The 12,588-nt window shown below is 41.8% G+C and carries 11 protein-coding genes; 8 read left to right on the top strand and 3 right to left on the bottom strand.

Annotated elements, in window-relative coordinates; genetic code table 11:
• Window positions 1–15 precede the first annotated feature (15 nt).
• On the bottom strand, window positions 16–576 hold the full coding sequence (locus tag FVA69_RS11925) for a lipoprotein (protein WP_004910646.1): 561 nt from the start codon (window positions 574–576) through the stop codon (window positions 16–18).
• A 38-nt stretch (window positions 577–614) separates the two neighbouring features.
• Window positions 615–1,820 (bottom strand): multidrug efflux MFS transporter MdtH, encoded by a 1,206-nt coding sequence (gene mdtH, locus FVA69_RS11920; RefSeq protein ID WP_004910648.1) that lies wholly within the window; start codon window positions 1,818–1,820, stop codon window positions 615–617.
• Window positions 1,821–2,404: 584 nt separating this feature from the next.
• Here mdtH and rimJ point away from each other — a divergent pair.
• The 4 genes from rimJ to FVA69_RS11900 all read left to right on the top strand — a co-directional run bounded on the left by rimJ (window position 2,405) and on the right by FVA69_RS11900 (window position 5,827).
• Complete coding sequence (rimJ, locus tag FVA69_RS11915) at window positions 2,405–2,992, top strand: ribosomal protein S5-alanine N-acetyltransferase (RefSeq protein ID WP_109911314.1); 588 nt, start codon at window positions 2,405–2,407, stop codon at window positions 2,990–2,992.
• An 83-nt stretch (window positions 2,993–3,075) separates the two neighbouring features.
• Window positions 3,076–4,614: a murein biosynthesis integral membrane protein MurJ gene (gene murJ / locus FVA69_RS11910; protein ID WP_004910657.1), complete on the top strand. Its 1,539-nt coding sequence runs from the start codon at window positions 3,076–3,078 to the stop codon at window positions 4,612–4,614.
• A 360-nt stretch (window positions 4,615–4,974) separates the two neighbouring features.
• Window positions 4,975–5,211, top strand: coding sequence for a hypothetical protein (locus FVA69_RS11905; protein ID WP_004255083.1), 237 nt, complete (start codon window positions 4,975–4,977; stop codon window positions 5,209–5,211).
• Between the two features lie 43 nt (window positions 5,212–5,254).
• Complete coding sequence (locus tag FVA69_RS11900) at window positions 5,255–5,827, top strand: helix-turn-helix transcriptional regulator (RefSeq protein WP_109911316.1); 573 nt, start codon at window positions 5,255–5,257, stop codon at window positions 5,825–5,827.
• Between the two features lie 21 nt (window positions 5,828–5,848).
• Here FVA69_RS11900 and argS read toward each other — a convergent pair whose 3' ends face one another.
• The gene (gene argS / locus FVA69_RS11895) at window positions 5,849–7,579 is read right to left on the bottom strand and encodes an arginine--tRNA ligase (protein WP_164528893.1); all 1,731 of its coding nucleotides are present in this window, start codon (window positions 7,577–7,579) and stop codon (window positions 5,849–5,851) included.
• A 166-nt stretch (window positions 7,580–7,745) separates the two neighbouring features.
• Here argS and FVA69_RS11890 point away from each other — a divergent pair, with 166 nt between their 5' ends.
• The 4 genes from FVA69_RS11890 to FVA69_RS11875 all read left to right on the top strand — a co-directional run bounded on the left by FVA69_RS11890 (window position 7,746) and on the right by FVA69_RS11875 (window position 12,587).
• The gene (locus FVA69_RS11890) at window positions 7,746–8,300 is read left to right on the top strand and encodes a VOC family protein (protein ID WP_004910664.1); all 555 of its coding nucleotides are present in this window, start codon (window positions 7,746–7,748) and stop codon (window positions 8,298–8,300) included.
• 182 nt (window positions 8,301–8,482) lie between these two features.
• Window positions 8,483–9,244, top strand: a complete 762-nt coding sequence (gene cutC / locus FVA69_RS11885; protein WP_109911317.1) for a copper homeostasis protein CutC — start codon at window positions 8,483–8,485, stop codon at window positions 9,242–9,244.
• 291 nt (window positions 9,245–9,535) lie between these two features.
• Complete coding sequence (locus FVA69_RS11880; RefSeq protein ID WP_109911318.1) at window positions 9,536–11,959, top strand: DMSO/selenate family reductase complex A subunit; 2,424 nt, start codon at window positions 9,536–9,538, stop codon at window positions 11,957–11,959.
• A gap of 10 nt (window positions 11,960–11,969) precedes the next feature.
• On the top strand, window positions 11,970–12,587 hold the full coding sequence (locus FVA69_RS11875; protein WP_004910671.1) for a DMSO/selenate family reductase complex B subunit: 618 nt from the start codon (window positions 11,970–11,972) through the stop codon (window positions 12,585–12,587).
• Window position 12,588: the final 1 nt, after the last annotated feature.

Below are 12,588 nucleotides of genomic sequence, written 5' to 3'. Positions count from 1 at the left end.
TATTTATGGTTAAAATTAATCAACTAATGGAATGACCAGTTTACCCGGTTTGATTTCAAGCCCTTTAGCGAGTTTTTTTGCGGTTGCTTCAGCCGCGCCATTATCAGGATTTAACACATAAACAGGTTGGGTTTCAAAGAAAGTTTCAAGGGAACTATTCAAGTAAGGAATAACCGCTGACATCGCTGTATCCATATTTTCTGGCATCACTTTGTAACTGCTAATATTCAATTCTTTTAAGTAAATTGAACCTGTTTTGGCATCAAAATAAGGGCGAGCAGTGAGTGTCAGGTTAATTTGCGCTTCTGCTTTACCAATCAACGAGTCTAATTTAACGGTTGCATCCCCCGTTAAAGCAACTTTTCCTGGTTCACTGCGGCCAATTTCTGATTTTAAATTAGCGAGCTGAATATCCGCATCAGCAAAACCCGTAATACCGACCTTATGGTCATATTTTACTTTATTAGCAAGGTAATTATTAATTTGTGACTCACTAATACTAAACTCAGATAATTGATTACAACCCGATAAGAGAGTGAGAAAGCCTACCATAGCGGCGATTAAAAACTTCTTCATAGAGACTCCTTTTACAGTAATACCGCTAGTTTAGCGCATTACTGCCCACTCAACATGACTGTTTCAATTTTTTTACGGTTAAATTGCTTATGCAGCGCCCATAAAGTGATAAAACCGATGAGTCCTAATAAGAACCAAGGAAGTTGAGGCAGGTTCCATTGGTGACCAATATCGTACATCCAGCCGCCACCGGTATAACCGACTGCTCCACCTAAAGCAAGGCCTAAGCGACTAAAACCCATATAGCTGCCTCGTGCTCGAGGGTCAGCAAGAGATGCACTTAATGTTTCTCTCGCTGGGTCTGCAGTTACCGTACCTAAATAAAATAGGCAAATAAGGGCGAATAGCGTATTGAGTGAGGTTGTCATGCCAATCGGAAACATGCTGAGACTCATTAAAAATAGCCCGGCCATGAGCCGTTGTTCAAGGCGAAAATGTTTTTCGCTCCAACGCGCAATGGGATAAAGCAATGTTAAAGATATCGCTGCTTCAATCGCATACATCCATTTGACGGCAGTGGGTGTGCCAGCTAATTCATTGACAACAATAGGAAACATAAGCATTACTTGTACTGACAACATAAAATAACCTGCCAATGTGACCACATAAGTTACAAAGCGTTTATCTTTCAGTACGCGTCCCATGCCTTCTTTAATGGGGGTTCTGACGGTTGAGATTCGATAAGCAGGTAATAACCAAGCATTGCAGATAGCAGCAATAATAAACACAGCAGCGCCAACCCAGCAGACATAATGGAAGTCATACTGTAGTAGCCAACTACCAATCAAAGCACCGATAACTGCACCAGCACTGTCCTGCATTAACAGCAAAGAATAAAAACGGCCACGTTCATATGGGCGAGTTAATTTAATAACTAATGCGGTTCGTGGGGGATCAAACAAGGTTCCACCCAGAGCAGAAAGTATGCAAGATAGCCATAAAACCCAAGGGTCATGGGCCACCGCCATGACTGCAAAACCACTGGCACGTAATAGCATTCCAATGACAATCATGGGCTTCGCGCCAAACCGGTCAGCGATAGCACCGCCAAAGATACCTAAACCTTGTTGAACAAACTGACGAAGCCCTAAGGCAAAACCAACCACCACGGCGGCCCAGCCCAGTTGATCAACAAAACGAATAGAAATAAGCGGAAAAACGACAAAAAAGCCTAGGACAACCAACATGTTGTCAAGCAAAAGGAAATACTTGCCAAGGCTTCTTGCCCGTGACACTTGCGCCATGAGAGACACCATTAGAAAAATAGCAAAGGGGGAAAGTTTCTTAAAATCAGTTATCAATAATATCAGTATAATAGGGTTCAATAGATGATATTTTTTTATCATAGTAACGTGAGGTATCGATGATTTATTTTTATCAATAAATATTCGTCATACTTCACTCTGTGACGGTGTTGACTGCGTTCGGCTAGTTGGGTCACATACGAGTGTATGCTCCCCAAGCTATCCTCGCTGGTCGCCTAGTCACAGCGCGAATTATTTAGAATATTGATAATTGATAGAGGTCATACTTCACTCTGTGACGGTGTTGACTGCGTTCGGCTAGTTGGGTCACATACGAGTGTATGCTCCCCAAGCTATCCTCGCTGGTCGCCTAGTTACAGCGCGAATTATTTAGAATATTGATAATTGGTAGAGGTCATACTTCACTCTATGACGGTGTTGATTGTGCTTGCTGGCCTTAACGATGTATTTTAATTTTCAGAACATATTTTTCGTCAGCGCATTGTAAGCTACACTTTAACTTTCTAAGTTATTGGCTTGGAACTAGAGAAAATATCTGGCTTTTTATTAATTAAGGGTTAACGATGTTTGGTTATCGTTCAAATGTACCGAAAGTGCGCCTTGTCACTGATAGAATGGTTATTCGTTTGACTTATGAGCGTGATAATTATCGACTAGCTGATTATTACAGCCTGAATAAAGACTTTTTAATTCCGTGGGAACCCATCAGGGATAACTCACATTACCAGCCTGCGGGTTGGCAGAATCGGTTACAAGTCATGAATGAAATGCATCGAGAAGGAAGCGCTTTCCATTTCTTACTATTAGACAAAGAAGAAAATGAAGTCATGGGGGTAGCGAACTTTAGTAATGTATTACGTGGCTCATTTCATGCATGCTATCTAGGTTATTCATTGGGTCAAAAATGGCAAGGCCAAGGCCTAATGCATGAGGCGTTAACCCAAGCAATCCGTTATATGCAGCAACACCAAAAAATGCACCGAATTATGGCAAATTATATGCCTCATAATATGCGTAGTGGTAATTTATTGACTAAGCTTGGCTTTGAACGGGAAGGTTATGCAAAGCAATACTTACAAATCAACGGTGAGTGGCGTGACCATGTATTAACGGCACTGACCGATAACACTTGGGCGCTGAATAAAGCCTAAATTCCTAATTTACTTTTCAATCGTAGTCAGTTGCAGTGCACACTGTTAAACTGATGCGATTGTATTCTTTTAGTCTATCAATCATGAATTTATTAAAATCATTGGCGGCAGTAAGCTCCATGACCATGATGTCTCGTGTGCTTGGCTTTATTCGTGACGCCATTATCGCTCGAGTTTTTGGTGCAGGAGCGGCTGCAGACGCCTTTTTTGTCGCATTTAAATTACCGAATCTTTTACGCCGAATTTTTGCCGAGGGGGCATTTTCACAAGCGTTTGTTCCCATACTGGCGGAATATAAAAACCAACAGGGAGAAGAAGCCACTCGTACATTTGTCGCTTATATTGCCGGGATGCTAACCCTTGCTTTGGCGATTGTGACTATCCTTGGCATGATAGCCGCTCCTTGGATCATTTATGTCACCGCTCCTGGGTTTACCGATGACGCTGATAAATTTGCGCTGACTACTGACCTTTTACGGGTCACATTCCCTTATATTTTTCTGATTTCACTGGTCTCCCTCGCTGGGGCAATTCTCAATACTTGGAACCGTTTTTCGGTTCCGGCATTCGCGCCGACATTGCTCAATGTCAGTATGATCATTTTTGCCGCTTTCGCAGCCCCATACTTTAATCCACCCATTATGTCATTGGCATGGGCGGTGCTGGTTGGTGGTGTCTTACAGCTAGTCTATCAGCTCCCATATCTTAAAAAGGTGGGCATGTTAGTGTTACCACGCTTGTCATTTCGTGATAGCGGGGTTTGGCGTGTAATGAAAATGATGGGACCCGCCATTATTGGGGTGTCTGTCGCTCAAATTTCTTTAATTATCAATACGATATTCGCCTCTTTTTTGCAATCTGGTTCAGTGTCATGGATGTATTACGCCGATAGGCTAATGGAATTGCCATCTGGAGTACTTGGTGTGGCTCTCGGAACGATTTTATTGCCTTCTCTCGCGAAAAGCTTCACGAGCGGTAATCAAAATGAGTATCGCCAATTGATGGACTGGGGGTTGCGCCTTTGTTTGTTATTAGCCTTGCCATGTGCGTTAGGGTTGGCAATACTCTCTGAAGCATTAACGGTGTCTTTATTCCAATACGGTAATTTTACCGCGCATGACTCATTAATGACGCAATATGCTTTAATTGCCTATTGTGTCGGTTTAACGGGGATGATTTTGGTGAAAATTTTGGCACCGGGCTTTTATTCACGCCAAGATATTCGTACGCCAGTAAAAATTGCGATTGTCACTTTAATATTAACACAATTGATGAACTTAGCCTTTATTGGCCCATTGCAACATGCAGGCTTAGCCTTATCCATTGGGTTAGCAGCTTGTTTTAATGCAGGGGTTCTCTATTGGCAATTGCGCAAGCAAGATATTTTTCAGCCTTTAGCGGGTTGGAAAGGGTTTATATTTAAATTATTGATAGCCTTAATTGTAATGGGAGCCGTGCTATTTGGTGTCTTACATTTCATGCCATCTTGGCAAGAAGGTAATATGCTGATGCGTATGCTACGTTTGATAGGCGTCGTAATTGTTGGAGCGGGAAGTTATTTCGTTGCTTTATACGTGCTTGGGTTCCGCCCTCGTGACTTTATGAAACGTAGTATTGCCTAATTAATAAGAAGGTCAATGACCTTAAAAGCCCAATTTTAATGAGGAAATCTCATAAAATTGGGCTTTTTTATCTCTGCAATCTATGTAGTTAAGGTGCCAGCAGGCATAGATTCTTTCCCTTCAATTTCTAATTATCTACGCAAATTTATTCTCTTTATAACTGAATTATTAATTTCAAAATCATTTCATGAAATTTCAATTAATTGTTTTCATTGATAAAAGCAATAGCCAACTCTATTTTTGGAGTATATTTACTGGGTTGTTGTGACAACAACTAATTTCAGGGAAATATTCAATTTATTGGATATTGTTTGTTGACTATTGTCAACGCAATGGCTATGTTATGTATCACGGAGGTCGATGAAAAAACACCCAAATAAGCATGTTCAGGCTGCTATTGAATATGCGATAGAAAATGGCTGGGTCTGGGTTACAGCAGGAAACTCATCACATACTTTTTGCAAGTTACGTTGTGGTAACGCAGTGGGTGAACACAAAACACATATGATGAGTGTCTGGTCAACGCCAAAAGTTATGGAAGTGCATGCTAAACAGATAATACGTAAAGTGAACCACTGTATTGCTCTTTTAGGTTAATCCAAGCGGCTTAGGCCGCTTATTTATGTAAGATGGGGAAATTATGGCGGTATTTACTTTCACATTAACACTATCGGGTGTGACTGCTGATACGGAAGGCTTAGTTGATACCATATTTGCCGCAGGCTGTGGCGATGCATTGGTGTGCTTCTATGGTAAATCGGTTTATTTAGAATTTGATAGGGAAGCGGAATCTTTTGATCGTGCAATTGAAACTGCGATTACAGATATTGAAAGTACATCAATGAGTATAAAAGTGGAATCTATTGATTCCGCTTTGGTTGGGCTAAGTGATATTGCAGAATTGACAGGACTAACCCGTCAAGCAGTGGCTTTGCTGAAAGATGGGGCTCGAGGTAAAGGTCATTTCCCTGCGCCCGTACAACGTTTGAGAGGGGCATCTCCGTTATGGGACTGGGCGAGTGTTGCTGATTGGCTACAACAGAATAACCGGTTGTCGCATAACCCTGAACTTTATGAACAAGCAAAAATACTTTGTAAATGGAACTTAGTACTCCGTAATTGCGCGAATGAATATATCGATGAATTGCAAAAACTAACAACAAAGCTAGCGAAACAACGCAAACAAAAACGGCTCACCGAAGTGAACCGTTAATAGACAACCTATAGATTTGAATTACATTCTTTCAACGGTTTCAATACCCAGTGTGTCTAAGCCGGTTTTTAACGTTCTTTGGGTTAATGCAGCCAATTTCAAGCGGCTTTGGCGCTGGGCTTCGTCATCAGCTGACAAGATAGGGCAGTGCTCATAGAAACCAGAGAACAAACCTGCTAATTCATATAAATAAGCACACATAACATGAGGTGTACCATCACGAGCGACAGTTAGAATGGTTTCTTCAAACTGTAATAAACGTGTCGCAAGTGCAATTTCACGAGGGTCTTGTAATGAAATAGGCAGAGTTAAGTCTGCATGGGTTAAATTGGCTTTCTTGAAAATAGAAACCACACGAGTATACGCATATTGCATATACGGAGCGGTATTTCCTTCGAAAGCTAACATGTTGTCCCAATCAAAAATATAATCCGTCGTTCTGTTTTTGGATAAATCAGCGTACTTAACCGCACCAATACCGACCACATTTGCGACGTTAAGTAATTCATCTTCAGGCATATCCGGGTTTTTCTCACGGATCAATGCTTGAGCGCGTTCAACCGCTTCATCAAGCAAGTCTGATAAACGAACAGTACCACCGGTACGAGTCTTAAACGGTTTGCCATCTTTACCTAGCATCATACCGAACATATGGTGCTCAAGCGCCATTGATTCAGGGATATAACCTGCTTTACGGACGATGGTCCATGCTTGCATCAAATGTTGATGTTGGCGTGAGTCAATATAGTAAAGTGAGCGGTCAGCATGCAGGGTTTCATAACGGTATTTAGCACAGGCAATATCGGTTGTTGTATACAAGAAGCCACCATCTTTTTTCTGGACGATCACGCCCATAGGCTCGCCTTCTTTATTTTTAAATTCGTCAAGAAAAACAACCGTCGCACCTTCACTCTCAACCGCTAAACCTTTAGCTTTTAAATCTGCAACAATACCCGGTAGCATGCTGTTATATAAGCTTTCACCCATCACGTCATCTTCAGTTAAGGTGACGTTTAAGCGGCGGTAGGTTTCTTGGTTTTGTTGCATGGTGATATCAACCAATTTACGCCACATTTGGCGGCAATACTCATCACCGGATTGCAATTTCACAACATAACCACGTGCGCGTACCGCGAACTCTTCATCTTCGTCGTAGTGCTTTTTGGCTTCACGGTAAAATTCTTCGAGGTCTGCAAGTGCCATATCCGTGGCATCTTCATTTTGTACTTTTTCAAGATAGACAATTAACATACCAAATTGCGTACCCCAATCACCGACGTGATTGGCTCGAATGACTTTATGACCAATAAATTCCTGGGTACGTGCCGCAGCATCACCAATGATGGTTGAACGCAAGTGACCCACGTGCATCTGTTTTGCGACATTAGGCGCTGAATAGTCAATAACAATCGTTTCAGACTTGACTGGTGCGATACCTAAGCGCTGTGAAGCTAATGCTTCTTCAACATGCTTTTCAACCCAAGTTGGCTCAAGGAAGATATTAATAAAGCCAGGACCTGCAATTTCAACTTTGCTGGCAATCCCTTCCAAATCTAAGTGATTAACAAGCTGTTCAGCCAGTTGTCGCGGAGCCATCCCCATCTTTTTAGCCGCGCCCATCACTCCATTAGCTTGGTAGTCACCAAACTGAGCTTTAGCGGACTGACGCACAAGTGCATCACTGCCTTCTGGAGCACCCGCTGCTAACATCGCAGCACTAATTTTATCTGAAAGAATCGCCTGAATATTCACCGAATTACCTTAAATTACGAACATAGTTACCGCATTGTGCCATCACATGCGCATAACTAAAAGGTGGAAGAGAAAAATCGGCAGGTTTTATACCACATTTTGGGGCTCTCATGCTACAGTCTGCGCCATTGTTTAGCAGATAAGTTTTTGTAAAGGGGGGCTTTAAGTGCCACAGTTTAGCAAAATTTCGCAATTACAAGATTTATGGGATGACCTACCTGTATTTATTAGTAAATTACAACAGATGGCGCAGGAGATAAACCTATCATTGTCATCCTTTCCGATAGACCACATTTCAGTGCGTTGTCATCATCTTGCAACTGCAGAACGTTGGCACCAAGGGTTACTGCAATGTGCGCAACTTTTATCTGACAATGTAATTAATGGTCGGCCGATTCGTTTATATGAGCTAAGCGAGCCATTAAACATCGTAGGCCAAGATGTATTTATGATTGAATTACCTTTCCCAAAAGACAAAATTTACCCGAAAGAAAGCTGGGAACATATTGAAATGGTAATTGATGTTGAGCCAAGTGAGCTAGAAACTTCGGCATTCCAGTTGCTACCTGACCCTTTGCCCCAAGGGTACCGAATGAAGATGAGCCAGCCTAAAGGGCAGCAAGAAAGGTTGCCAAATCCAACATTAGCAGTGTCAAATGGTGAAGTAACCGTTAAATACCATCCATTTCCGCTAAAAAAGATAATTGAAAGTGAAAAATAAGTGATGTAATTAACGTTATTGATCAATAATTCTCATTAACTTTTGGCGGTGTGATATCCATCCGATAACATTTTTTAATAAATGGCATTATTAGCCGAATTGTTAACGTTTAACATTAAATCTTTTCATTATTTTTGGGGCACATAAAGCAGGTGTTTTATTGCTCTATTTCGGAGGTTGTGATGGCAAAACTGGAAATCTGTTGTTTTGGAATTGAATGCGCCCAAGTGGCCCAAGAGTATGGTGCAGATCGTATCGAGCTTTGCTCTGGCGCCGCTGATGGTGGCTTAACACCCAGTTATGGCTACCTGAAACTGGCAAAAGAAAAATTGCATATTCCAGTTCATCCTATTATTCGTCCTCGTGGTGGTGATTTTTGCTATAACATCAGTGAATTTGACGTGATCCGTGAAGATTTAATTATGATTAAGGAAATGGGTTTTTCAGGCGCTGTTATCGGTATATTGGACAGTGAAGGGCGCATTGATATCAATAGGATGCACACGTTGATGGAAATAGCTCAGGGGATGAATATTACCTTCCACCGTGCATTTGATATGTGTATTAACCCATTGTTAGCTTTAGAACAATTAAAGGAACTCGGCGTAGCTCGCATTTTAACCTCTGGGCAGCAACAAAGCGCGGAGTTAGGTTTACCGCTCTTGAAAGAGCTACATGAAAAAAGCCAGCAAATTAATGGCCCACAAATAATGGCAGGTGCGGGCGTACGTTTGGCCAATTTAAGTAAATTTATGGAAATCGGCTTATCTGAGGTGCACAGTTCCGCGGGGAAAACGGTACCATCAACCATGAGTTACCGCAAAGTGGGCGTGACAATGGCCTCTAATAGTGAATCAGATGAATTTACTCATTATTGTGTGGATGGTCCTACGGTCGAAGCGATGAAGGACTTTATTTCTATTACAGAAAAAGTTTCTGTTTAATTGCTGCCGGACTCAATACACAGCTTTGATATAGAAATTTTACATAGCTTGTTATTCTTTAAGGAAAATCAATTCGTTGGTTTTCCTTATTGTTTTTTAGTCATCAACTAGTTTAATGTCATTAAAATAGTCAATAAGAAGACTAAAAATATGATTTATTTATCATTAATGGTTTAATTATTGCTTGTGTTGATGCATGTCAATTAACCCTTATTTTTATAAGGCTACTATCTAATTACTATAAGAATACTAAGTAATTCAATTTATAATAATTAATAAGGTAGCAATGTAATGATCAATAAAATCAGGGAAAAAGCGCTGAGCCGGCGACAGTTTATTCAAGCCTCTGCCTCTGTCGCTACGACAACGTCTATTATCAGCTCCATCTCTCTCCCTTTTTCCGCTCAAGCAACACCAACCATCACAATCCAACCCGATGAAGTCAGCGAAAAAATCAAATACAGCGCATGCTTAGTCAATTGTGGCAGTCGCTGCCCGCTCAAAGTACATGTAAAAGATGACGTCATTACTCGTATATCGAATGAAACCATGTATGACGACACGCAATTTGGTTTACATCAAATACGTCCTTGCTTGAGAGGGCGTTCTGTTCGCTGGAAAACCTATAACCCAGACCGCTTGAAATACCCGTTATTGCGTACAGGTAAACGGGGAGAAGGAAAATTTAAACGGATCAGTTGGGATGAAGCAACGACGATTGTGGCGCAAAAATTGCGCTCAACCATTGATACATATGGCAATGAAGCGATTTACTATCAGTATGGTTCAGGATCTACTGGTGCTAATTTACAAGGGCGTAATGCCTGTAAGCGGTTACTAAGCCAACTCGGTGGGTTTCTTGATCAACATGGAACCTACTCAACTGCACAAATAAACGGCGTTATTCCGTATGTTTATGGCAAGTTGGATGATTCACTGTTGTCTGAAATAGCCAATAGCGATTTAGTTGTGATGTTTGGTCATAATATTGCGGAAACACGGATGTCCGGTGGCGGCCAATTCTACGAAACCCTAAAAGCATTAGAAAAAAGCCAAGCTAAAGTCATTATTATTGACCCGCGCCGTACCGATAGCGTGACAACGCTAGGCGCTGAATGGATCCCAATTTATCCGGGGACAGATGGTGCACTTGTGGCTGCGATTATCCATACATTGATTAAAGAACAATTAACGGATGAGGCTTTTTTAGCGAAATATTGTGTGGGTTGGGATAGCCAGACACTTCCTGAGTCTGCACCCAAAAATGGCTCATATAAGGATTATATTTTAGGGCTCGGTGAGGATGGTATTGAAAAAACACCGCAGTGGGCTAGCCAAATTACAGGCGTCTCACCGGTTCGTATTATTCAACTGGCTCGTGAGTTAGGTAATGCGAAAGCCGCGTGGATTTCTCAAGGCTGGGGATTGCAAAGAACGGCATCGGGTGAACAAGCTGCACGGGCTGTGATGATGTTACCGATTGTCACGGGGCACATTGGACGTCCAGGAACGAATGCCGGAGGATGGGGAGGAAACGTGGCGTATTCGGTGCCAGGTTTTGCTATCCCAAATCCAGTTAAAACCAAGATCCCGTGTTTTATGTGGACAGATGCGATTGCGCGCGGAACCGAAATGACGGCGACAAATTCAACACTGCTTGGTAAAGAGCGTCTTGAAACGAATGTGAAATTTTTATGGCACTATGCGAGTAATGTCACGGGTAATCAACATTCTGACTTAAACAAAACCCACAAAATTCTAACAGATGAGTCTTTATGCGAATTTATTTTGGTGTGGGATACGCATATGACGCCATCGACTAAATATGCGGATTTAATTTTACCCGATGTGACCAGCGTTGAATCAAATGATTTAATTAATAACTCGTATGCCAGCGGTGCTTATCACTACGCTATTCGCCTACAAAATGCGATTACCCCATTATGGGAGTGTCGCCAATCTTATGATGTTTTAACTGATATTGCTGAAAAACTGGGTATTAAAGACCAATTTACTGAAGGTCGTACTCATGAGCAGTGGATAGAACATTGCTATAACCTGATGCGAGAAAAAAATCCACACTTGCCAACGTTCGAAGAAACGAATGATATGGGGATCGTGGATAGAAAATTGGCAAACAGTGCAGATTATATTGCATTAAAACCATTCAGAGACTCACCTGAAACCGCGCCATTACCTACACCATCGGGTAAAATTGAAATTTATTCAGAAAGGCTCGCTAAGATAGCGAAAGAGTGGGAATACCCAACTGACCAGCGAATACCTGCTGTACCTGAATATTGTGTAAATGCTGAAGGCGTTGAAAACAAGCAAGCTAAACAAAAATATCCGCTGCAAATGACAGGCTATCACGATAAAGGCCATGCGCATTCTTCATATTTTAATATTGCGATGTTACGCGAAGCCGTTCCTCACCAGTATTGGATTAACCCAATTGATGCATCAGCTCGTGGTATTCAGGATGGTGATATTACTGAAATTTTCAATGACCGTGGACGTATGCATATTAAAGCAAAAGTGACGGAGCGCGTATTACCCGGTGTGATTGCAGTCCCGCAAGGTGCTTGGCGAGAAGTCAATGAGGAGGGGGTCGATATTGGCGGTTGTATCAATACACTAACGACACAACAACCTTCCGCCCTTGTTAAAGGGAATCCACAACATACTAACTTAGTTGACGTGAAACGTGCATAAGGAGCGATGAATGAAACAGTATGGTTTTTATTTTGACTCAACAAAATGCACTGGGTGTAAAACGTGTCAGGTGAGTTGTAAGGATGAAAAAGACCTTGATTTAGGGCCTAAATTTCGTCGGGTATACGAGTTTGGTGGTGGAACATGGCAGCAACAAGAGGGGATATGGCAACAGAATGTTTATAGCTACTATCTATCAATATCCTGTAATCATTGTTCTAACCCAACCTGTGTTGCAGGATGTCCAACTGGCGCTATGCACAAACGTGAGCAAGACGGACTAGTGGTGGTCGACCAAACAATTTGTGTTGGATGTCGCTACTGCGAGTTACGTTGCCCATACGGCGCACCACAGTATGATGAAAAGAAAAAATTGATGAGTAAATGCGATGGATGCTATGAACGCGTCGAAAAAGGGATGAAGCCTGTTTGTGTTGAATCTTGCCCACAACGCGCATTGGACTTTGATGATATCAACATCCTTCGCGAGCGACATGGCAATATTAGTGGGGTAGCCCCCATGCCAAACCCATCTCTTACTAATCCTAATATTGTCATTAAGCCGCATAAAGATGCTAAACCTTGTGGTGACAAAAGCGGGAAATTACAAAACCCAGCAGAGGTATAAC

Origin of the sequence: Providencia sp. PROV004 (assembly GCF_011045615.1) — a bacterium.
Lineage (GTDB): Bacteria > Pseudomonadota > Gammaproteobacteria > Enterobacterales > Enterobacteriaceae > Providencia > Providencia rettgeri.
Note: the sequence above shows the minus strand (reverse complement) of the source record. Positions and strands in the feature narration are given on the sequence as shown.

Coding starts and splice junctions, on each gene's coding strand:
- FVA69_RS11925 (WP_004910646.1), bottom strand. CDS start 576: ATGAAGAAGTTTTTAATCGCCGCTATGGTAGGCTTTCTCACTCTCTTA.
- mdtH (WP_004910648.1), bottom strand. CDS start 1,820: ATGGCGCAAGTGTCACGGGCAAGAAGCCTTGGCAAGTATTTCCTTTTG.
- rimJ (WP_109911314.1), top strand. CDS start 2,405: ATGTTTGGTTATCGTTCAAATGTACCGAAAGTGCGCCTTGTCACTGAT.
- murJ (WP_004910657.1), top strand. CDS start 3,076: ATGAATTTATTAAAATCATTGGCGGCAGTAAGCTCCATGACCATGATG.
- FVA69_RS11905 (WP_004255083.1), top strand. CDS start 4,975: ATGAAAAAACACCCAAATAAGCATGTTCAGGCTGCTATTGAATATGCG.
- FVA69_RS11900 (WP_109911316.1), top strand. CDS start 5,255: ATGGCGGTATTTACTTTCACATTAACACTATCGGGTGTGACTGCTGAT.
- cutC (WP_109911317.1), top strand. CDS start 8,483: ATGGCAAAACTGGAAATCTGTTGTTTTGGAATTGAATGCGCCCAAGTG.
- FVA69_RS11880 (WP_109911318.1), top strand. CDS start 9,536: ATGATCAATAAAATCAGGGAAAAAGCGCTGAGCCGGCGACAGTTTATT.
- FVA69_RS11875 (WP_004910671.1), top strand. CDS start 11,970: ATGAAACAGTATGGTTTTTATTTTGACTCAACAAAATGCACTGGGTGT.